The following is a 21,731-nucleotide window of genomic DNA, read 5'->3' as shown; positions in this document are numbered from 1 at the left end:
GTCTGAAACGGGCTCTTCGCAGCCCTTGAGAATGTCCGCTTCCGACCCCCTGAAGAACCATGCTGTTTGAAGTGATCGGGAACTCAAACTATTAGGGGCGTGGCCCTGACGCAGGGGCGCTCAGGATGCCGGGGCCAACCTCATCATGATGGAGTACCTATTCGGAGGCGCCGACGCGGCGCCGGCGATCTGTGAGATCGACGGCCCGACCTTGTCCTATGGTGACCTTAATGGCCTCTCCGCGGCGGTTCGTGCCCGGTTGGCGGCGCTAGGCCTCGGCCACGGCGATCGGCTCGCCCTGGTGATGCCAAACGGCGTTGAAATGGCGGTAGCGTTCGTGGCCTTCAGCAGCGCGACGGCTATCGCTCCTCTCAACCCGGCCTACACCAGCGAGGAGTTTCGCTTCTACATGGAGGACGCGGGCGTCCGCGCCCTGGTTGTCGGCGCAATGGGAAACGCAGCAGCTGAGGCAGCGGCGGAACGCCTAGGGCTGCCCATCCTTCGTTTCGCCATGGCGTCTGAGGATGGGAAGCTCGATGCTCGCATCAACGCGACGCCCGTCGGCCCGGCCCGCCAGCCCCGCTTAGCCGGATCGCTGGATCTAGCCCTCCTGCTACACACCTCCGGCACAACCTCACGCCCGAAGCTCGTGCCGTTAAGCCACGCGAAGCTACAGGCTTCGGCGCAAAACATCGTTCAGACGCTCCGACTTGCGGCGGGCGACAGATGTCTCAACATCATGCCGCTGTTTCACATCCACGGACTTGTCGGGGTGCTGGCGAGTTCCCTTCATGCCGGCGCGACCGTGGTATGTACGCCCGGATTTAATGCACTGAGCATGTTCAGGTGGCTCGAGCAGGGCTCGGCGACCTGGTATTCTGCGGTCCCGACTATGCACCAGGCGATCGCCGCGCGCGGCCAGCGTGCGCCGTCGGCCACTCGGGCTCTCGGCCTTCGGTTCGTGCGCTCGTCCTCATCGCCCCTGGCGCCGAGCGTGCTCCGGCAGCTGGAGGATGTCTTCGGATGTCCCGTCATCGAAGCCTACGGCATGACCGAGGCGGCCCATCAGATCGCGTCCAATCCGTTGCCTCCGGGTGAACGGCGCGCCGGAAGTGTCGGTCGGCCAGTAGGGATGGAGGTGGCGATCATGGATGAAACCGGAGAGCTATTGAGTCCCGGCCAAATTGGCGAAGTGGTGCTGCGAGGCGCCAACCTTCTCGACGCCTATGAACACAATCCGGAGGCCACCGAACAGGCGTTCGCGCATGGCTGGTTCCACACCGGCGATCAGGGCGCTGTCGACGCTGAAGGCTACCTGACCCTCACGGGCCGGTTGAAGGAGATCATCAATCGCGGGGGTGAGAAGATCTCGCCCCGCGAGGTGGACGAAGCATTGCTTGACCATCCAGCTGTAGCGGAGGCGCTGACCTTTGCTCTGCCGCATGACTTGCTTGGCGAGACGGTCGCTGCCCTTGTGGTTCTCCAGACCGGGGCCATGGTCACCGAGCGCGAAATCGTTGCATTTGTGGCGCGGCGCTTGGCGGCGTTCAAGGTTCCCGGCCGCATCATGTTCTTAGATGAGCTTCCCAAGGGTCCTACGGGCAAGCTGCAGCGCATCGGCTTGGCCGATCGTCTGGGGCTTCGCTAGCAGCGCCATTCCCGAGCGCGGCGGCCCGAGCGCTCGATAGGCGACGCTCCGGGCCCATGTCCATTGATGGCGCACAGCGGCTATCTCGGCCGGCGTCGGAACTGTTTGGATGGCATCTGACGTTGGAGGGCAGGGAATGTGGTCATGTTCCCGTGTTTGACGGCAATCGCCAAGCCTGAAATGTCTTCCCGCGGGCGAGAGCACAGGCTTCGCCTCTGGGGGAGACACGTGGACGCCAGTCCGACAAGGGCCAGGATACCGGCGCTGCGGCGATGTCCGGAAATGGCGCTTAGCTGACTCGCGCAATCTCTACACAAGTGGATCCGACGGCTTGCTCAGTGCGCCCGTCCTCCTCCCCTGCACACAGGGCCAGCGCGTCGGAGACGCGCGCAAAAAAAAGGCCGGCCCCCTTGGGGACCGGCCAGTCGTGGTTCTCGAGGGGGAAGACCTCCTAGAACCGCTTGGTGACGCCCAGCTTGTAGTAGCGGCCGAGCGGATTGGCCGTGAACGGGTCGTAGCTGAGATCGAGGCGGGCGAACGGCGGGTCCGCGTCGAAGGCGTTGATCACCGCGGCGGTCAACGTCGTGTCCCAGGGCAGGTTCACGCGATAGGTGATGTCGTTGGTGACGAAGGCCTTGATCTTGCGGCCGTTCTGGTTGGTGGCGAAGGTCGCCGAGCCACCGCGGGTGTCGAGCATGTCGTCGACGTAGCGGATGGTCCAACGCAGGTTGTGCGCGTCGCGGGCGTATTCGGCGAAGGCGGTGGCCTTCCACTGCGGCTGGGAGCCGTAGCCGAGGTAGTCCATGGTTCCCGTGTAGTCGGTCTCCCTGGCGACCACGATGCCTTCCAGCGTGGTCTCGGAGACCACGTATTCCAGCACATAGGTCAGGTCGACGCCGAAGTTCATGTCGCCGCCCAGCACGTCGCGCGCCCGGTAGCTGGCCGCGAAGTCCAGCCCGCTGGTGTCGATGTCGGGGCTGTTGACGTAGTTGATCCGCACCCGGTTGATGTTCGGGGCCGAGCAGGCGCCGGTGAAGCTGATCCGGGCCAGCAACGGGGCGAAGGCGGGGTTGGCGCAGTTGTTGGCGCCGGCCGCCCCGTTGGGGAAGATGGCGTTGACGATGTCGGAGCCGCTCTCGTTGTCGATCGGGCCCTTGAAGGCGAAGCGCCAGTAGTCGAGCGAGGCCTGGAAGTCGCCCATCTCGAACAGGACGCCGAGGTTCAGCGTGTCCGCCTTTTCCGGCTTCAGGCTGGCGTTGCCGTAGAGGTCATAGGCGCGATAGCCGCCGGCCGCGGTGGTGTAGGCCAGGTTGGTGGTCGCGGTGTTGGCGATCTGGGTCTGGGGCGGAGCGCGGAAGGTCGAGCCCGCCGAGGCGCGGAAGGCCAGCCAGTCGGCCGCCTGCCACTTCAGCGCCACCTTGGGATTGGTGGTCGCGCCGATATTGCCGCCGTAGTCCTCGTAGCGGATGGCGAAGGTGCCGGTCAGGCTGTCGGTGAACGGCATCTGCAGTTCGGCGAAGGTGGCGATCACCGAATAGTCGAGGTCGTAGTCGGCCAGGGCGCCGAAGAAGCTGAACGGCCCGTTCCTGGCCGTGCAGGTCGCCCCCGGATTGACCGAGGAGTCGGCGCAGGGGCTGACGGCGATGTTGGTGTAGTCGCTGTTCTGCCGCTCGATCCCGCTCCAGCGGTACTGGGCGCCGGCGGCCCAGGCCAGCTGGCCCGCGCCGAAGTCGATGGGCAGGTCGCCGTTGAACACCAGGTCGGCGGTGAACATCTGCGAGCGGATCTTGTAGGCGTACTCGTCGAAGATGTAGTCGAGGACTTCCAGGCTGTTGGCCGTGGCGGCGTTGTAGTTCGGGTTCGTCCGGCCATCGATGGCGTTGCCGGCCGTGCCCGAGGAGAACGGGTTGAACCACAGGCAGCCGTTGGCGCCGGGGGTGGCGCCGGTGCAGCCATTGCCGCCGAGGCCGCGCAGGGCGAGCTGCATGCGGCCCACCAGGACGTCCGGCGTGGCGATCTCGCTGTTGTTGTCCATGTAGGTCAGGGCGGCGTCCCAGCCGATGCCGCCGCCGAAGTCGAACTTGCCCTTCAGGCCCGCGGAGATGCGGTAGGCCTCGAAGGCGCGCTTGTCCTCCTTACCCTTGCCGCCGAACAGCGGGTTGCCGCCGACGCCGAGCGGACGCCAGGCGACCGAGGTGAAGAGGCCGTTGGCGCCGGCCGTGGCGGCCTGGGCCGGGGTGAGCCCGCCCGACGCGATCAGGGCCTGCAGGCCGGGGTTGATGCTCGGAATGTAGAAGCCGTTGCCCTGGATCTTGGTGGTCAGGGCCGAGGTCGGGAAGTTGTTGGGCGGGTAGGATGGCGAGGAGTTCTCGGCGGCGACCTCGTGGCCCGAATAGAGGATTTCGGCGTGGAACCGCGTGGTGTCGGTGAGGTCGAAATTGATCTCGCTGTAGAACTGCCAGTGATCCTCGTCCTCGGTCAGGTTGTCGAAGCCGAGGAACTGGAACTGGCAGCTGGCCGCCGTGCCGGGGCCGGAGATGGCGCCGCAGCCGGGATCGACCACCGGCGAGGTGTAGGTGAAGCCGGCGTTGCTGCTGGAGAGATAGAGGCCGGGATTGCCGAAGGTGGACCAGCCGCCTTGCGGGTTGTCCGTGAAGGACCGCAGGGCGAAGTCGCGGTCGGTGGTGGAGAGCTCCGAACGCTTGCGGTAGCCGGCGGTGACCAGCAGGTCGCCGCGGTCGCCGACCCAGCCATAGGCGGCGTTGACGTTGTAGTCGCCCTTGGAGCCGTCGATCAGCGAGTAGCCGCCGGAGACTTCCAGGCCGCTCAGGTTGCGCCGGGTGATGAAGTTGACCACCCCGCCGATGGCGTCGGAGCCGTAGGTGGCGGCCGCGCCGTCCTTCAGCACCTCGATGCGGCCGATGGCGGCGGTTGGGATCAGGTTGGTGTCGACATAGATGGTGCCGGGCGAGATCGCCATGCGGCGGCCGTTGAACAGCACCAGGGTCCGCTCGGCGCCCAGGCCGCGCAGGTTGACGTTGCCCGAGCCGGTGGTCTGGCCGGCGCCGAACTGGTTGGACTCGCCCACGGCGCCCGAGACGGCGGGGATCGACTTGATCAGGTCGACGGTCGAGGGCGAGCCCTGCTTGGCCATCTCCTCGGCGCCGATGACATTGACCGGCAGGGCCGCGTCTTCGGGGGTGCCGGCGATGAACGAGCCGGTGACCACCACCTCTTCGACCTCGGCGGCGTCCTGTGCGAAGGCCGGCCCGGCGGCGAGGCTCAGCAGGAGCGCGAGGGAGGAGGCTCCGGCGAGGTATCTGGACTGTAGCAAGCGTTTCCCCTTCAATATAACTACGTTATCTGCCGATATTGCGACAGAGTGCGGGGGAGGAATGCGCGGGGACTTCAGCAAAAGGCAAGTCGAAATTGTGTGCGTGAAAGAATAGATGGTCGACACATACGGCGGGTCTGTCAAAAATCATCCGAACATTGTTCAGTAATTGAATCTGCTGATAAAATCGTACCACATATTCGAAAATGGCCCAAATTAGTGCTGAAAAATCAAAGTTCACGACATGCGTGAGATTCGGCGGAGGCGTCAGAACCGCGCCTGTCGCTTTCGCGCCACGCTGGGGGAAGAATTCATGCGTGGGGTATGGCGACGGGGCCTTGCTGGGTGACGCCAGCGTCACCGAATCTATGGAACGCCGCCTTCCTGCTCAGGGCAGCATGACCCTTGCGACACATCAAGAGCGATCACGACATCCGTGCGTAGCGCCTCGGCGCCCGCGGGGTTAGCGTCGGCCTCGTCCGCCGGCGCCGTCCGGTGACGGGGACGTATTGCAAAGGCGTCGATCATGGACACGGACTCGCGCGAAGCGGAGGCCTTCATCGAGGCGGCGGTGGGCCGCGCGGGCTCCTGGCGGAGTGAGGACCCGGAGACCGCCCGGGCCCGAACCGAGGCGGCCCGCGAGGATCGGGAACTCGCCCGCCGCGAGCTGCTGGCGGGCGGACTTGACCCCGAACGCCTCGACGCACTAGCCGCCGAGCGCGCGAAGGCGCGGCGGGCGCGGGCCGAGCAGGCGCACGGAAGGGCGGTCGCCGCCTCAAGTGCGGCCGCACGCCGCCTCGCGGGGCTGACGCCGGTGCTCCTTCCCGCCGAGCCGATGAACGTGATCATCGACCGGGTGACGTTCATCCGAAGCTTCGCGGACGCCGGAGTCGTGGTCGCCTCGGATATCGGCTCGCTCGATAGCTGGGCGCGGTATCGGCTGGGAAGCTCCGCCACCGCGGTCACCGGAAGCGGCACGGGCCGGCTCAGCTTTTTCACCCTCTGGCGCAATCCGCGGAACGTGCCGGTGGTGGTGGCGGCCGGCGCCCGACTCGTCGTCAACGCGCATCTCGCGGTCGACGCGGATTGGAACGGCGTCGCGGCATGGTTCATCGGCGGCTCGGAGGCGCGGGCGACGGTGCGGGCGCGCACGACGGTTTGGGCCATGTGGGACTCGACGGTCAGGTCGATCGTCCACGACCGCATACTGGGCGACGCCGGGGCGACCGGCGGATTCTTCGGCGGCGACGACAGCGCTTCGATCGCGTTCAACGAGTTTCTGTCGGCGTCAGGGTTCGCCGTGCCGGCGCAGGCGTCCATCCTGATCGAGGTGGAGCTGCTGACGGAGTGGGTCGCGACGAGCGGCTCCGTCCACCTGGACGCCGAGAGCGGCTCCTTCCGGGTCGCCGTGCCGCATCTGATCCTGACGGTGACCTAGTCCGCCCGCTTAGGCCGCCTGGGTCTTGGCGCTTTCCAGCAGTTCCAGCACGGCGGCGACGTAGCTCTGGGCGTTGGCGCGGGCGGCGGGGACGCCGCTGACGCCGCTGCGCTCCAGCTCGGCGAAGCCGCCGCCGACCGAGAACAGCATCCGGAACGCCTCCTTCTCGATGAGGGCGGTGGGCAGGATGCCGATGTCGCTTTCGCGCAGCTGCTCGACCACCTGCTTCAGCGAGCGGGGGCGCAGGGCGGCGGGGACGCGGGTGAGCAGGCAGCGGTGCAGCAGGGGATGGCCGCCGCGCTTGCCGAACTGCGCGACCATCTCGGCGGCCTTGATCGCCTGAATGGCCTCGATGGCCGAGGAGGCCAGCGGGGTGAGGATCAGGTCCAACCGCATGGTGGTGAAGTTCATCGCCCCGCGGATCGAGCCCTCCGTGTCGAGGATCAGCCAGTCGGGCTGTTTCCGCTGGGCCTCGCGCAGGGCGTCGCGGATGTCCTGGGTCATGGGGGCGGGGTGGACGGAGATCTTGTCCGGGCGGCCGGGCAGGCTGGCCCAGTGGACCAGGGGCTTGTTGGGGTCGGAATCGATCATGGCCACGCGCTGGCCCTGTTCGCTGAGGCCGAGCGCGAGCAGAAGCGCGGCGGTGGTCTTACCCGCGCCCCCCTTCGGATTCACAAACGCTACGGTCGGCAAGCCTATCCCTCTCCGGACGCCGTCGAGGGCGTCACGCGATCAAAGTAAACGCACGAGGGGCCGTTTGTGACCAGTGCGTCAGAGCGACTAACGCCACCGATGTGGCGCCAGGGAGTCAAAGCCCCCTCGGTCGGCCTTGCCGACAGCTCCCCCGGATAGCGAGCAATCCACGCCAGTTCCTCGCCCTGCGCGCAGCGCGGCGAGGGGCCTGCCGCGCAAACCTACGACGGATTGACCGGAACCTCTGTCGGCGTCTCGGGCGCGGGTTCGGCGGGCATGTCGGCGCCGGCGTCGAAGGTGGCGCCGAGCAGCTTGGCGCGAGCTTCGAGCGCCGTGGCGGTGGTGGAGCAGCGGGCCGGCAAGGTCCAGCTCATCCATTCCTGGGCAAGGCGCGCCTTGGGCAGGTTGGGGGCGGCGGCCCAGGTGGCGCGGCCGCGCTTCACGGCCTCGGCGCCGCGGACATTGATCGGCTTGAGGCTGGCGCGCTCGGCGGCCTCCATGGCGCGGGCGAACAACTTTAGGTCCTTGCGCCCCTGCTTCTCGAGGTCGGCATAGACCTTCAGGTCCTCGGCGATGGTCCGGCCCGGCGCGCGGAAGGTGGTCTCGATGCGGGTGACCTCGGGCATCACCTGGTCGTGCAGGTCGAGATAGCCGGTCAGCGCGCCGTGGCACCAGGCCACGAGGCCATAGTCGTCCTTCGGCGCGCCGGCGGGATAGGGCGCCTCGACGACTTCCGGCGCGGGCGCGGCGGCGGGGGCGGCGTCTTGCCCCCCCAGGTCTTGGGCGAACAGGGCGAGAGCGAACAGAAGCGCGGACATTGGACCTCGAAAAATTTGATCAGGCGGCGGACCGACCAAAACCCCCGCCGCCGGGGGTCTCGATCTCGATGACGTCGCCGGGCTGGACCGTAATGGAAAAGCAGCCAGGCAGTTCCTTTACCGCGCCGGAGCGTTCGATCAAACGCTGGCGACCGGGCAGGGCGGCCCCGCCGCCGGCGATTCCCTGGGGGGCGTGCTCGCGGCGGGTGGAGAGCAGGGCCGCTTCCATGGGGGCCAGGAACCGTACCCGGCGAAAGGCGCCCTCGCCGCCGGCCATGGCGCCCGGACCCGCCGAGCCATGACGGATGGCGAAGGCCTCCACCCGGACCGGGAAGCGGCGCTCCAGGATCTCGGGATCGGTGAGGCGGGAATTGGTCATGTGGGTGTGGACGGCGCTGGTCCCGGCCCTGTGCGCGGTGGCGCCGGCCCCGCCGCAGATGGTCTCGTAGTATTGGCGGTCCTCGTCGCCGAAGGTGAAGTTGTTCATCGAGCCCTGGGCGTTGGCCATGACGCCCAGCGCCGCATAGAGGGCGTCGACCACGTGCTGGCTGGTCTCGACGTTCCCGGCGACCACGGCGGCGGGGTATTTCGGGGCCAGCATCGAGCCCTCGCGGGTGAGGATGCGCAGGGGCTCCAGGCAGCCGGCGTTCAGCGGGATGTCGTCGTCCACCAGGGTGCGGAACACGTAGAGCGCCGCGGCGTCGACGATGGCCGAGGGGGCGTTGAAGTTGGAGCCGAGCTGGTCGGCGGATTCGCGGAAGTCGAGGGTCGCCTCGCCCCTGGCCGCGTCGACGGTGGTGCGCACCACGATCTCGCCGCCGCCGTCCATGGGGACGCGGGCCTCGCCGTCGGAGAGCTTGCCGATGGCCCGGCGGACCGAGGCCGCGGCGTTCTGCTGGACGAAGGTCATGTAGGCGGCGACGGCAGGGCCGCCATAGGTCTCGATCATGGTCCGGACCGAGGCTGCGCCGGCCTGGCAGGCGGCGATCTGGGCCTTGAGGTCGGCGATGTTGCGATCGGGCGCGCGGGAGGGCCATCGGCCCGAGCCGAGGGCCGCGCGGGTCTGCGCCTCCAGGAACTTGCCGCCCCGCATGATCGGCAGGGCGTCCAGGAGAACGCCCTCCTCGTCCAGGGTGTGGGAGAAGGGCGGCATGGAGCCGGGCTGGACCCCGCCCACATCGGCATGGTGGCCGCGGGCGGCGACGTAGAAGGCGGGCTGCTCAAGATCCTCCCCTTCTGGGGGAGGTGGCTCGGAGCGAAGCGAAGAGACGGAGGGGGTTGAAGCCCCGGAAAGAGAGTCAAAGTCCCCCTCAGTCGTCTTCGGCGACAGCTCCCCCAGAGGGGGAGCATCTAAGCGCCCTGCGCCCATGAAGATCGGCATGACCACGGTGATGTCCGGCAGATGGGTGCCGCCGGCATAGGGGTTGTTGAGCGCGTAGGCCTCGCCGGGCTTGAGGTCCGGGTGGCGATCGCGCACGGCGCGGACGCTGGCGCCCATGGAGCCCAGGTGGACCGGCATGTGCGGGGCGTTGGCCACCAGGCCGCCGCCCGAGTCGAACAGGGCGCAGGAGAAGTCGAGCCGCTCCTTGATGTTGACCGAATGGGCCGTGCGCTCCAGCGCCGCGCCCATGGCCTCGGCCACGCCCATGAAGCGCTTGTTGAACAGCTCCAGGGTGACCGGGTCGGGGCGGTCGAGGGTGAGCTCGGCGGTGACGATGTGCTGGGCGCGGTCCAGGCGGATGAGGCCGTCCGCGCCGGCGGTGGCGATCCAGCCGGGAGAGAGGGCGATCTGGGTGTCGGGGCGGACGATGAGGGCCGGGCCGGCGGTTTCGATGAGCGCGTCGGCCGGGATGACCGGGGCGTCGTGCCAGGCGCCGTGGAAGAACATCCTCACCCGCTCGTCCCGGCGAAGGCCGGGACCCAGGTCGTAGGTCTCTGCAGGGGAAGATTGGACTGCCGGCACGGTGGGTGAATCTGGGTCCCGGCCTTCGCCGGGATGAGCGGATCTTGAAACCGCCTCCACCTCCACCGTGGCGATGACGATGGGGAGCCCAGCCTCGATGAAGCCGAACAGGCGCTGGTGGCCGGCTTCGAAGGCGGTCTTCACCTCGGCGAGCGGGCCGAGCGGGATGGAGATCTGGGCGTCGGCGCCGTCGTAGCGCAGGCGCAGGGTGCGGCGGACCTCGGAGGCTTCGGCGCCCTGGTCGGCGAGGGCCGCGCGGGCCTGGGCCTCGACCTCGACCGCCAGAGTCCGGGCGCGGGCCAGGCCGGCCTCGTCGAGCACGGCGTCGAGGCCCATCTGGCGCAGGCTGGTCACCTCCGCCTGGCCGATGCCCCAGGCCGAGAGGACACTGCCGTAGCGGGGACAGAGCACCTGCCAGGGGCCCAGCGCGTCGGCGACCTCGCAGGCCACCTGGCCCGCGGCGCCGCCGAAGGCGGTCAGCGCATGGTCGCGTGGATCGAAGCCGCGCTCGGTGGAGATGCGGTCGGTGGCGCGGGCCATCTGCTCGACGGCGATGGCCACGAAGCCCTCGGCGGCGGCCTCGGCGCTGGACGAGCCCATGGCCTGGGCCAGCCTGGCGATGGCCGCGCGGGCCGCGGCGACGTCCAGCGGCGCGTCGCCCCTGGGTCCGAAGATCGAGGGGAAGAAGCGCGGGTCCAGGCGGCCCAGGATCAGGTTGGCGTCGGTGACTGTGGCCGGGCCGCCGCGGCCGTAGGCGGCGGGGCCGGGATCGGCGCCGGCGCTCTGCGGCCCCACCCGGGCGCGCAGGCCGTCGAAGGCCAGGATCGAGCCGCCGCCGGCCGCCACGGTCTCCACGTCCAGCATGGGGCTGCGCAGCCGCACCCCGGCCACCCTGGCGGTGTCGCGCCGCTCCAGGCTGCCGGCGTAGCGGCAGACGTCGGTGGAGGTGCCGCCCATGTCGAAGCCGAGCGTTTGGGGCGCGCCGGCCATCTGGGCCGCGCGCCCCACGCCCACCACTCCGCCGGCCGGGCCGGAGACCACGGCGTCGCGGCCGCGGAAGGCCTCGGCCCGGACCAGGCCGCCGGCCGAAGTCATGAAATAGAGCGGGGCGCCGGCCACGGCCTGGGCCACCCGCTGCACATAGGCCTGCAGGATCGGTGTCAGATAGGCGTCGGCGACGGTGGTCTCCGCGCGGGGGATGAAGCGGGGCAGGGGCGAGACCTCGTGGCTCAGCGCCACGAAGTCGAAGCCGGCGGCGCGGGCGAGTTCCCCGGCGACGATCTCATGGGCCGGGTTGAGGTCGGCGTGCAGGAAGGCGATGGCGGCCGAGGTGAAGCCCTGGGCGCGGGCGGCGGCCAGCTTCCCGGCCAAGGCCTCGGCGTCGAGGGGGGTGACCACCGCGCCGTCGGCGGCGAGGCGCTCAAGGGCCTCCGCCACGCCGGAATAGAGCGGCTCGGGGCGGACGATATTGAGCGCGAACAGGTCCGGCCGGGCCTGGTCGCCGATCACCAGCGAGTCGGCGAAGCCCTGGGTGGTGACGAACAGGGTCCTGGCGCCGGAGCGTTCCAGCAGAGCGTTGGTGGCGACGGTGGTGCCCATCTTGATGGCCTCCACCCGCGCCGCGGGGAAGGGCTCGCCGGGCCTGGCGCCAAGGGTCCGGCGCATGGCCTCGACGGCGGCGTCCTCATAGGAAGGCGAGGCCGACAGCAGCTTCAGCGACAGTTCCGAACCGTCCGGCCCGCGCCCGATCACGTCGGTGAACGTGCCGCCACGATCGATCCAGAAGCTCCAGAGCCTGTCCAAACCTTAACCTTCCAATGTCCGGATACGCGTTGTCAGGTCCCGCCCGAGGCCTTACAGGTGGCTAACTCTCATGAGCTTCTGGCGCAACATTGCTGAGCTCGCAGTCCGCCGGCCCGATGCGGGCGACTGCGATGGTTGCCCGGCCACCCGGCCCGGCGAGGATCCCGCCTTTTCCACCGCCGTGACGGCGTTGGGCGCCAAGCTGGCCAAGGCCGACGGCCGGGCCAGCCTCGGCGAGTTCGACGTCTTTTCCCGAGTGTTCACGCCCGATGCGGCCTCGGAGCGCAATATCCACCGCCTCTACGACCTGGCCCGACAGACGACGCGGGGCTACGAGAGCTACGCCCGGCGGCTGGCCAAGCGCTATGCCGGCTGTCCGACCCTGCTGGAGGACGTGCTGGACGGCCTGTTCCACATCGCCGCGGCCGACGGGGCGGTGTCGCAGGACGAGCTGGACTATATCGAGAACGTCTCCGACCTGTTCGGCTTCTCGCCCCTGGTGTTCCGGCGGCTGCGGGCCACGCACCTGGGCCTGGCGTCCGACGATCCCTATGGCGTTCTGGACGTCGAGCACGACGCCAGCGACGAGGCGGTGCGCGCGGTCTGGCGCCGGGCGGTGGCCGACGCCCACCCCGACCGCGCCCGCGCCCGCGGCCTGCCCAGCGAGTTCATCGAGGTGGCCGAGGCCAAGGCCGCGGCGATCAATGCGGCTTTCGACACCATTATGCGCGAACGCAAAGCGATGGCGCTCGAAGGCGTGGCATGATGCCGCCACTTTTTCAGGATTTCGTCGCCTAGAGTTGACGTTCGGGATCGCCCGTCCGACATAATCGTTCTAGCCGCTGAGAAAAGCGGCGCCATCGAGGAAGCCATGGTCCGGGAATTCGCCAGGAAGCACGGTTCGGCCCTTCGCAGCCTTGCGATGCTGGGCGGGGCCCTCGCCACGGCCGCGGCCGTCGCCATCGGCGCGGTGCTGGCGGTGTTCTTCGCCGCCACCGTGGTGGTGATCGCGGTGATGGCCTCGGCTCTCCTGGCCCTAGCCGGCCTCGCGCTCCGCGCCAGGCGCGCCCACGTCCGCCGCGACGACGGCGTCATCGAGGCCCGCAACCTGGGCGGCCACCACTGGGTGGCCTACGGCTGGAACGAACCCGCGGGGCGGTAGGGCCTTCCAGAATCGCCGCAATTCCCAAGTTGCTTCCCTATTGGGGGAGCTGTCGGCCACTTGGCCGACTGAGGGGGACTTTGACTCTTGCTTGTGGGCTTCAACCCCCTCCGTCACGTCGCCAAAGAGGGCGACGCGCCACCTCCCCCAAATCGCGCTGCGCGCTGGGGGAGGAACTGGGCGTGCTTTGACTTGCCGATGATCACTCGGCCCTCTAGCGTGGCCTCAAACAAACGTTTGGGAGAACGGCATGATCGGCGTGGTGGCGACCTTGAAGGTCCAGGACGGCAAGCAGGGTGAGTTCGAGGCGATCTTCACCGATCTGGCCGCGCAGGTCCGGGCCAACGAGCCGGGCAATGTCTTCTACCAACTGACGAAGAGCCGGACCGACGCGACGGTCTACAAGGTGCTGGAGCTCTACAAGGACCAGGACGCGCTGAGCGCCCATGGCCAGACCGACTACTTCAAGGCCGCCGGCGCCAAGATGGGCCCCTGCATGGGCGGCCGCCCCGAGATCGAATATCTCGACGCCGTCTAGGAGCGCGCCATGGACCTCGACTTCTCCAAGGAAGACCTCGCCTTCCGCGACGAGGTCCGGGCGTTCATCGCCGACGCCTATGACGACGACATGCGGGCCCACATGGCCCAGTCGAAGAACGGCCACATCGGCAAGGCGGGCCAGATCCGCTGGCTGAAGCGGCTGGGCGAAAAGGGCTGGATCGCGCCCGATTGGCCGACGGAATATGGCGGGACCGGCTGGAACCACGCGCAGAAGTACATCTTCGACATGGAGATGGCGCTGGCCGGGGCGCCGGCGACCAGCAACATGGGCCTGAAGATGTGCGCGCCCGTGGTCATGGCCTTCGGCACGCCGGAGCAGAAGGCCCAGCACCTGCCGAAGATCCTCTCGTCCGACGTGTGGTGGTGCCAGGGTTACTCCGAGCCGGGTTCCGGATCGGACCTCGCCTCGCTTTCCATGAAGGCCGAGCGCGACGGCGATCATTATGTACTGAACGGTTCAAAAATCTGGACGACCTACGCCCAGCACGCCGATTGGATGTTCTGCCTGGTCCGGACCTCCGTCGAGCCGATCCGGCAGATGGGGATCAGCTTCCTGCTGCTCGACATGAAGACGCCGGGCATCACCATCGTGCCGCTGCCAACCCTGGACGGCCCGCCGGTGGGCGACGAAGAGATCAACCAGGTGTTCTTCGAGGACGTCCGGGTCCCGGTTTCCAACCGCATCGGCGAGGAGGGGCAGGGCTGGACCTACGCCAAGTACCTGCTGCAGTTCGAGCGCGGCAATCCCTATGCGGCGGGCCTCACCAACCAGTTGGCCAAGGTCAAGAAGATCGCCGGGGTCGAGCCGTCCGACGGCGGACGCCGGATGATGGACGATCCCGATTTCCGCCGGAAGCTGTCCGAGCTGCAGATCAAGGTCGACGTGCTGAACGCCACCGAGCTGCGGATGTTCGCGGCGCGGACCGCGGGCGAGGCCATGGGGGCGGCGTCCTCCATGCTGAAGCTGGAAGGCTCGCAGGCGCAGCAGGCGGTGACGGAACTGGCCCTGGAGGCGGCGGGTATCTACGCCCAGCCCTTCGTGCGCGACACCTGGGCCGAACTGCACGGGGAGACCAATGTCCCGCGGGCCGGCGCCGACTACGCCGCCACGGTGGCGCCCATGTACTTCAACTACCGCAAGACCTCGATCTATGCCGGGTCCAACGAGATCCAGCACAACATCATGGCCAAGATGGTTTTGGGGCTGTAGCGGGGGATCGGTAGCAGCCACGACCGACGGTCCTCGCCGGCGCTGAACGGAAGAAGCCGCCATGGCCGTAGATGTGAAGATGCGCCCGCCGGGTCCCGCCGACTCCGACCGCATGCTCGCCTGGCGCAACCTGCCTGAGATCCGGCACTGGATGTACACCGACCATGTCATCTCCCAGGCGGAGCACGACCGCTGGTTCGCCGCCGCCCTGGCCGACCCCGCCCGGCGCTACTGGATCATCGAGCTGGACGGCCTGCCGGTCGGCTTGGCCAATCTGGCCGACTATGCGCCGGCCCACCGCCGCACGGCCTGGGCCTACTACCTCGCCGACCCGTCGGTCCGGGGGCGAGGGGTCGGCGCCTATGTCGAGTATTTCGTCATCGAGCATGTCTTCGGCGAGCTGGGCCTGAACAAGCTCTGCTGCGAGGTGCTGATCGACAACGAGGCGGTCTGGAAGATGCACGAGGCCTTCGGCTTCACGCGCGAGGCCCTGTTGCGCGAACACGTCTGGAAGGACGGCAAGGCCACGGACGTCGTGGCCCTGGGCCTGTTGGCCAGCGACTGGGCGAAGGTCCGCGAGGCGAGCCGCGAACGACTGGCGGCGCGCGGCTACCCCGTCTAGCCAGGCCGCGGCTTAGGCGGCGGTTAACCGTATATGGGCGAAGCATCTTCCGATCCTCGCCCGCTCCGGAGTCAGGCCATGCCGCGCCCGTCCGCGCCCAGCGCAACATCGCCCGCGGCGCTCGGGGTCGGCGCCGCGCCGACCCCGGCGCGGCTGGCCGCGGGCGCGGTGGGCGACTCCGGCTCCCGCGACGCCCTGGCCAAGCTGTCGCTCGCCGTCGAGGAACTGAAGGCCCTCAAGATCCAGCCAATGCTGCACCAGGCGGTGGCCGCCCTGAACGCCGGCGACGCCAAGGCCGGCGCCGAGTGGGCGATCAAGGCGCTGGAACAGGACGAGCGGAACGGGTTCGGCTGGTACCTGCTGGCCATCGCCCGCGAGAAGGCCGGCGACTTCGCGGGTTCGATCACCTGCTACGAGTCGGCGCTGGCCCTGCTGCCCGACCATGCCGAGATCGCCAACAACCTGGGACGCCTGGCCTACCGCATGGGTCAGAAGGCGGTGGCCGAGAAGCTGTTCCGCCATCACCTGGCGCGGTTCCCGGAGGATCACGAGGGGGCCAACAATCTGGCCTGCGTGCTGCGTGACGAGCATCGCTACGACGACGCCATCGAACTCCTGAAGTCGGCCGTCGGCCGGGCGCCGGACCAGCCGCTGCTTTGGAATACGCTGGGCAGCACGCTGGCCGAGCAGGGCGACCCGGCCACCGCGCAGATCTTCTTCGACGAGGCTCTGCGGCTGGATCCGGACTTCGCCAAGGCCCGCTACAATCGCGGCAATGTCCGGCTGTTCCAGGGCGACTCGGCAGGGGCGCTGGAGGACTGCGAACGGGCGATGACCGCGACCATGCCGCTCGACGAGCGGCTCATGATGCGGCTGGCCCGCTCGACGATCCTCCTGGACCTCGGCCGGGTGGGCGAGGGCTGGGACGACTACGAGGCCCGCCTGGATCCGAGCTTCGCCGACGTCACCCTCGTGCTGGTCGATCGCCCACGCTGGAGTCCGGGCGCCGACCTGGCCGGCAAGTCGATGCTGATCGTCGGCGAGCAGGGCCTGGGCGACGAGGTCATGTTCGCCAATGTCGTTCCCGACGTCATCGAAGCCCTGGGCCCCGAGGGCCGGCTGACCCTGGCGGTCGAGCCGCGCCTCGTGCCGCTGTTTCAGCGCAGCTTCCCCACGGCCCATGTGGGCGCCCACGCGACCTACCAGGCCGAAGGCCGCACCTATCGCCTGGCGCCGTTCCTGGACGAGGCGGCGACGGCGCGGATCGACCTCTGGACCCCCATAGGTTCGCTGCTGCGCCAGTTCCGCCGCGAGGTGGCAGCCTATCCGAACCGTCCGCGCTTCCTGGAAGCCGATCCGGCGCGCCTGGCCCACTGGCGCGCGGTGCTGGACACCGCCCCGGCCGGCCGCAAGGTGGGCCTGCTGTGGAAGAGCGGCAGCACGATGGGCGCCCGGCACCGCTACTATTCAAGCTTCGAGCAATGGGCGCCTGTGCTGGCGGCGCAGGGGATCACCTTCGTCAACCTGCAGTACGGCGACGTCGAGGCCGAGCTGGAGCAGGCCCGCCGCGAGCTGGGCGTCGAGATCTGGAATCCGCCGGGCATCGACCTGAAGCAGGACCTGGACGACGTGGCCGCGCTCTCCTGCGCGCTCGATCTGGTGGTCGGTTTCGCCAACGCCACCTCCAACATCGCCGCGGCCTGCGGGGCGCCTTCCTGGCTGATCTCGATGGCCGGCGCCTGGGCGCGGCTGGGGACCGACCGCTATCCCTGGTACCCGCAGATGCGGACTTTCGTCCCCGAAGCCTTCCGCGAGTGGGACCCTGTGATGGCCGAGGTCGGCCAGGCCATGACGGCGTTCGGCAAGGCCTGATCCTCGAAAGCGCGGAGCCTCCCATGATCGCGGCGATACTCCAGGCGCGGATGAGCTCGACGCGGCTGCCCGGCAAGGTGCTGGCCGACCTGGCCGGCGCCCCGATGATCGCGCGGCAGATCGAGCGCCTGAGCCGCGCGCGGGCCATCGACCGCCTCATCGTCGCCACCTCCGACGACCGGTCGGACGACGTGCTGGCCGATCACCTGACCAAGGCCGGGGTCGAGGTCTTCCGGGGATCGATGCAGGATGTGCTCGCCCGTTACGCCGGCGCGGCCGCGGCGCTGGATGAGGCCGATCTTGTCGTGCGGCTGACGGCCGACTGTCCGCTGACCGACCCGGGCCTGATCGACACGATGATCGGCCGGCAACTCGCCTCGCAGGCCCACTACACCGCCACGACCCTCCCGACGCGCACCTACCCCAAGGGCTTGGACGCCGAGGTGATGAGCGTCGGGACGTTGCGCCTGGCCGCCGCAGAGGCGGTGGACCCCTATGAGCGCGAACACGTCACGCCCTTCATCTATCGCCGGCCCGAGCGCTTCACCCTGGGCGGGGTGTCGCAGGATCGCGACGAGGGCGAGGTCCGCTGGACCGTCGATCGTCCCGACGACCTGGACTTCGTCCGAGCCGTCTATGAGGCCCTATATCGCGAGGGCGAGCACTTCACCTCAGACGACATCCGCCGCCTCGTGCGCGGACGCCCGGACCTCGCCAGGCTTGGCGGAGACCCCCGCGTCTAGACGCGATGCGAAGTCAGAGGCTGAGTTCGACGGTCTTTCCGCCGCGGATCTCGACGCGGCGCATGATGGCCATGTCGGCGCCGACGCCGGGCGGCGCCGGCTTGGCGACCGTGATCGCATACCACGCGCCATCAGGAAGCCCGTTGAAGGCGAAGCGCCCGGAGGCGTCGCAGGCGGCGCGCTTGACGAAGGCCGAATAGTCCGCGCTGCGACCCGGGGGCGTGCGGCCGCGGACCTCGGCGGCCGGCAGCGCCGCGCGCTTGGGCGACGCATAGAGAATGGTCATCCGGCGACGGGTCCAGGGCGTTTCGGGCGTCAACACCACGCCGGTTCCAGCGCAGCCGTAGGGCTTTCCGCCGGACTGGAAGGTCAGTCTGCCTTCGATGCGGCCCTTTCCCGGCGCCTGGGACCAGGTGAAGTCGGAGGTCCGGAACTCCTCGGTCGTCACGGCCCCGGTTTTCGACACGGTGGGCTTGGGCGGCTGGTCGGTGGCGCAGGCCTGCAGGAGCAGCAGGCCGGCCAGGGCGCAGGCGGCCCGCGCCACACCCACGGGTTGGAAATTCGACCCCTGGGTTGTGCCAACAAAATCAGTCATTTGCATTGCCCTCAGAAGTTCCGGGAACTGGACAAGCATTCCCCCCAGCGTATCCGCCAGGATGGCGATGTTTGAACATATTTAGAAACAATATTCGCGATAACGCGCGGAGCGGCCGCCAAGGGAGTAGTATTCAGCCATCAAGGATTGAGGCAAGCCCATATATTATGCAGTCTCGCCGCCGCGGCGAGGCTAAACCGTTCTTCCCTGTGCTGGATGAGTGGGGTTGGCCATGAGGCGAGACCGAGGCGCCGACGGCGCGTGGCGTACGGGGGGCGAGCGCAGGTGTCGGACATGACCATGATCCAGCTCGCGTTCGCGGGCCATAATCGCGCCAATGATCTCGGCCACCACGAGCCCGTCACCGAAGGCCTGGACGCCGCGTTCCGGCTCATCCGCGAAGCCGGCGTGGAGCAGGCCAGGCTGCTGACCGGGCTGGCCCCCGGCGCCGACGAACTGGCCGCCGAGGCCTGGCGCCTGGCCCAGCTCGGGCCGATCCACGCGGTGTTCCCGTTCCTCGACGATCCGGAAGGCCAGGCCGCCGAGCTGCGCGGGGTCCAGTCGGCCACCTGGCTGGATGGGGCGGCGGCCGAGGCCCTGGGCCGCAACCCTCACCTGAAGCAGACGCGGCTGGTCGTGGAGGCCGCCGACCTGCTGGTGGTGGTGTGGACAGGTGAGCGGGCGCGAGGGGCGGGCGGGACCGCCGACGCCGTGCGTTGCGCGCTGGAGACCGGGCTGTCGGTCCTGTGGGTGAAGCCGTCGGACTCGCCTCGCCTGCGCTTGATCAGGCCTGAGAAGCTGCCGTCCGATTTCGACTTCCTCGAATTCCAGGAAGGGCTGGGGGCCGGCAACCTGTCGCATGTGGAGGAGGCCACCGAGGCGAATGTCCGCGAGGCCCTCAACCTCGAAGCCCTCGCCGCCGCCGAGGCCGCCGACGCCGTGGACCGGCAGGCGCGGGCCGCCGGCGACAAGAGCACCAGGCTCGACGCCTGGCTGCATGGATGGCTCTGGAAGACCTATGGCGCGTTTCGGACACTCATGGGCGGCCGCGTCACGGGCATGGCCGCGGCGCATCCGGTTCCTGAAGACCTCGCCGAGCAGGGCGGCTTCCAGCTGTTGACCGCAGCCTATATGAGCGCCGACCAGCACGCGAACCGGCTGTCGGCGGTGCATCGTTCCGAACAAATCCTGCTGCTGCTGGCGATGGTCACGGCCGCGATCGTCGGTTCCGCGTGGACAATCTGGCCTGGCTTCAAGATCACGGCCGTCTTCATCGAGCTCATGCTGGGCCTGGCCGCGCTCTGGGTCTGGTCCAGCGCAGCGCGGGCGCGGCAACACGAGCGCTGGGGCGAGGAACGCCACCTGGCCGAGCAGTTGCGGCTCATCCGCGCCTGCTGGCCGCTCGGGGTCAGCCTGGTCAGCACCCGCACCCCGCCCATCGTGCGCCAGGCCCTGGAGCCTGAGCAGGCGATCCTGCGCAAGGCGGGCCTGCCGCATGGGAAATTCGATGAGTTTCGGGTGACGAGTTGGGGCCGCTGGGCCTTGAGCGAACTGGTCGAGGGGCAGGCCGCCTATCATCTTGCGGTCAGCAAGCGGGAGGGACGGATCGCCCATAGGATCCATGTGGCGGAGAACGCTGCCTTCGTGTTCCTCCTGGCGCTGTTCGCCAGCTACCTGGTGGCCCACGCCTTGTCCCACCCGCTGGGCCTGCATGTCCCCCATTGGATCAGCGGGGTGGTGGCCATGGCGGGAACGGTCGTCCCGGCGTTCGCCGCCGCGACCATGGCGCTCGAGGCCAAGCTGGAATTCAAGGAGCAGAGCGCGCGGAGCGAGCGCATCGGCCAAAGGCTGCAAGGCCTGGCCGCGCAGCTCGGGCCGAGCCCGTCGCTGGACGACCTGCAGGGCGCGGCGCGCGCGGCCATGCGGTGGCACCTGGCGGAGACCAGCCACTGGCGCGACGGCGCGGGGCGGAGACAGCTCTTCCGGCCGTAGTCCTTATAAAGAACAGATTAGGAAGAGTTTAGATTTGTTGGACGGCCTTGTCACAACTGCGGATAGGTAGTTGTATATAAAGTGTGAATTTGGGTGGGCGGACTCGGGCGTGTTGATATGAATGCCGATATTTTCATCAGTTTTGCTTCGCAAGACCGAAAAGTCGCGGATATTCTGTGCACTGCGCTGGAGAGCCGCGGATTCGGGTGCTGGATCTCCTCGCGAAACATTCAGCCAGGCGAGAATTTCCAGGTCTCGATCGTGCAGGCGATCCGCCGCGCGCGGATCATGCTGCTGGTCTTCACCGAGAACTCGAACAAGTCCGAGGAGATGACCAAGGAGCTGGCGCTCGCCAGCCAGCAGAAGCTGATCGTCATTCCGCTGCGCGTGGAGGACGTCACGCCGAACGAGGCCTTCTCCTACGAGTTCGCCACCCGCCAATGGATCGACTTCTTCGCGGACTGGGAGTTCGCGATGGACCAGCTCAGCCTGCGCATCGCCAGCGCGATCGGCGATCCCGCGGCGGACGCCGCCGCCGCCCCCGCACCTGCGCCTGCGCCTCCGCCGGAGGCTCGCATACCGCCGACCGAGGCCCCCAAGACGAGCGTCCGGCCGAGCAAGGTCAGCGCACCGGTTGAAGGTCACAAGAAGCCCGCCGCCATGCCGCCGGCCGCGACCGTGCACGCGCCGGTCGAACGGACGAAGCGCCCGATGGCGGCGCTGGCGCTGGCCGGAGCGGCCGTCGCGGTCGCCGTGGCCGTCGGCCTGATGCTGAGCGCGCCCAAGCCCAAGGCGCCCGCCGTCGAGCCGAAGGTCGCGATCCTGGCCTCGGCGACCCTGGCGCCTACGCTGCCCACCCAGCCCACGCCGCCCGCGGCGGAGGATCCGGTGGCGGCGGCGGACGAGGCTCCCAAGGCGAAGGCCGCGCCGAAGCGCAAGGCCCCCAAGGTCCAGCGCCAGGTCGAGGAGGAAATCCCCTACTGATCGCCGGGACTCGGCGTGCTCCGAGCCCGGCCCGGACGGATGAACCACATGCACGACACCATATCGTTGGCGACACTGCTGGCGGAGCACCCCGGCGCGCAGATCCGCTTCAGTTGCACGGGTTGCCGGACCAGCCACGACGTGGCCGCGGCCACCGTCCTGACCCGACTGGAAGGCCGCGGGCTGGGGGACGACCAAGTCGACGTCCGGGAGCTGGGTCGGTTTTCCGAGCGTTCCTGCTATCGCTGCGGCGAGGCCCGATGGGAGACGCGATCGCGCATCCCGGCCTGAAT

The 21,731-nt window shown here is 68.7% G+C and carries 17 protein-coding genes; 12 read left to right on the top strand and 5 right to left on the bottom strand.

Going from position 1 to position 21,731, the window contains the following annotated elements:
• The first annotated feature begins 145 nt into the window (after positions 1 to 145).
• Positions 146 to 1,648: an acyl--CoA ligase gene (locus M9M90_RS15540; RefSeq protein ID WP_254834132.1), complete on the top strand. Its 1,503-nt coding sequence runs from the start codon at positions 146 to 148 to the stop codon at positions 1,646 to 1,648.
• 451 nt (positions 1,649 to 2,099) lie between these two features.
• Here the strand turns inward: M9M90_RS15540 and M9M90_RS15535 are convergent, their stop codons facing one another.
• Entirely contained in the window at positions 2,100 to 4,982 is a 2,883-nt protein-coding gene (locus M9M90_RS15535; protein WP_254834131.1) for a TonB-dependent receptor, read from the bottom strand.
• Positions 4,983 to 5,508: 526 nt separating this feature from the next.
• Between M9M90_RS15535 and M9M90_RS15530 the strand changes: the two genes are divergently transcribed.
• Positions 5,509 to 6,420 (top strand): hypothetical protein, encoded by a 912-nt coding sequence (locus tag M9M90_RS15530; RefSeq protein WP_254834130.1) that lies wholly within the window; start codon positions 5,509 to 5,511, stop codon positions 6,418 to 6,420.
• A gap of 9 nt (positions 6,421 to 6,429) precedes the next feature.
• Here M9M90_RS15530 and M9M90_RS15525 read toward each other — a convergent pair whose 3' ends face one another.
• From M9M90_RS15525 to M9M90_RS15515, 3 genes are all read right to left on the bottom strand, one after another.
• Positions 6,430 to 7,113, bottom strand: a complete 684-nt coding sequence (locus M9M90_RS15525) for a ParA family protein (RefSeq protein ID WP_254834129.1) — start codon at positions 7,111 to 7,113, stop codon at positions 6,430 to 6,432.
• A gap of 221 nt (positions 7,114 to 7,334) precedes the next feature.
• Complete coding sequence (locus tag M9M90_RS15520; RefSeq protein WP_254834128.1) at positions 7,335 to 7,931, bottom strand: hypothetical protein; 597 nt, start codon at positions 7,929 to 7,931, stop codon at positions 7,335 to 7,337.
• A gap of 19 nt (positions 7,932 to 7,950) precedes the next feature.
• On the bottom strand, positions 7,951 to 11,697 hold the full coding sequence (locus M9M90_RS15515) for a hydantoinase B/oxoprolinase family protein (RefSeq protein WP_254834127.1): 3,747 nt from the start codon (positions 11,695 to 11,697) through the stop codon (positions 7,951 to 7,953).
• Positions 11,698 to 11,767: 70 nt separating this feature from the next.
• On the opposite strand from M9M90_RS15515, the gene M9M90_RS15510 reads away from it, so the two are divergent.
• From M9M90_RS15510 to M9M90_RS15480, 7 genes are all read left to right on the top strand, one after another.
• Entirely contained in the window at positions 11,768 to 12,463 is a 696-nt protein-coding gene (locus M9M90_RS15510; protein WP_254834126.1) for a TerB family tellurite resistance protein, read from the top strand.
• 105 nt (positions 12,464 to 12,568) lie between these two features.
• A complete protein-coding gene (locus M9M90_RS15505; protein WP_254834125.1) occupies positions 12,569 to 12,859 on the top strand; it encodes a hypothetical protein in 291 nt (96 codons plus the stop codon).
• A gap of 250 nt (positions 12,860 to 13,109) precedes the next feature.
• A complete protein-coding gene (locus M9M90_RS15500) occupies positions 13,110 to 13,397 on the top strand; it encodes a putative quinol monooxygenase (RefSeq protein ID WP_254834124.1) in 288 nt (95 codons plus the stop codon).
• Positions 13,398 to 13,406: 9 nt separating this feature from the next.
• Positions 13,407 to 14,630 (top strand): acyl-CoA dehydrogenase family protein, encoded by a 1,224-nt coding sequence (locus M9M90_RS15495; protein ID WP_254834123.1) that lies wholly within the window; start codon positions 13,407 to 13,409, stop codon positions 14,628 to 14,630.
• 61 nt (positions 14,631 to 14,691) lie between these two features.
• Positions 14,692 to 15,252, top strand: a complete 561-nt coding sequence (pseH, locus tag M9M90_RS15490; RefSeq protein WP_254834122.1) for a UDP-4-amino-4,6-dideoxy-N-acetyl-beta-L-altrosamine N-acetyltransferase — start codon at positions 14,692 to 14,694, stop codon at positions 15,250 to 15,252.
• A gap of 78 nt (positions 15,253 to 15,330) precedes the next feature.
• Complete coding sequence (locus tag M9M90_RS15485; protein WP_254834121.1) at positions 15,331 to 17,124, top strand: tetratricopeptide repeat protein; 1,794 nt, start codon at positions 15,331 to 15,333, stop codon at positions 17,122 to 17,124.
• A gap of 23 nt (positions 17,125 to 17,147) precedes the next feature.
• On the top strand, positions 17,148 to 17,867 hold the full coding sequence (locus M9M90_RS15480; RefSeq protein ID WP_254834120.1) for a cytidylyltransferase domain-containing protein: 720 nt from the start codon (positions 17,148 to 17,150) through the stop codon (positions 17,865 to 17,867).
• A gap of 13 nt (positions 17,868 to 17,880) precedes the next feature.
• Here the strand turns inward: M9M90_RS15480 and M9M90_RS15475 are convergent, their stop codons facing one another.
• The gene (locus M9M90_RS15475) at positions 17,881 to 18,462 is read right to left on the bottom strand and encodes a hypothetical protein (protein WP_254834119.1); all 582 of its coding nucleotides are present in this window, start codon (positions 18,460 to 18,462) and stop codon (positions 17,881 to 17,883) included.
• Between the two features lie 300 nt (positions 18,463 to 18,762).
• On the opposite strand from M9M90_RS15475, the gene M9M90_RS15470 reads away from it, so the two are divergent.
• The 3 genes from M9M90_RS15470 to M9M90_RS15460 all read left to right on the top strand — a co-directional run bounded on the left by M9M90_RS15470 (position 18,763) and on the right by M9M90_RS15460 (position 21,729).
• On the top strand, positions 18,763 to 20,454 hold the full coding sequence (locus M9M90_RS15470; protein WP_254834118.1) for a hypothetical protein: 1,692 nt from the start codon (positions 18,763 to 18,765) through the stop codon (positions 20,452 to 20,454).
• Between the two features lie 93 nt (positions 20,455 to 20,547).
• A complete protein-coding gene (locus M9M90_RS15465; protein WP_254834117.1) occupies positions 20,548 to 21,438 on the top strand; it encodes a toll/interleukin-1 receptor domain-containing protein in 891 nt (296 codons plus the stop codon).
• A gap of 48 nt (positions 21,439 to 21,486) precedes the next feature.
• On the top strand, positions 21,487 to 21,729 hold the full coding sequence (locus M9M90_RS15460) for a hypothetical protein (protein WP_254834116.1): 243 nt from the start codon (positions 21,487 to 21,489) through the stop codon (positions 21,727 to 21,729).
• Positions 21,730 to 21,731: the final 2 nt, after the last annotated feature.

This window comes from Phenylobacterium sp. LH3H17 (assembly GCF_024298925.1).
In the GTDB taxonomy this organism is placed as follows: Bacteria; Pseudomonadota; Alphaproteobacteria; order Caulobacterales; family Caulobacteraceae; genus Phenylobacterium.
This window is presented reverse-complemented; position numbering and strand designations above follow the sequence as displayed.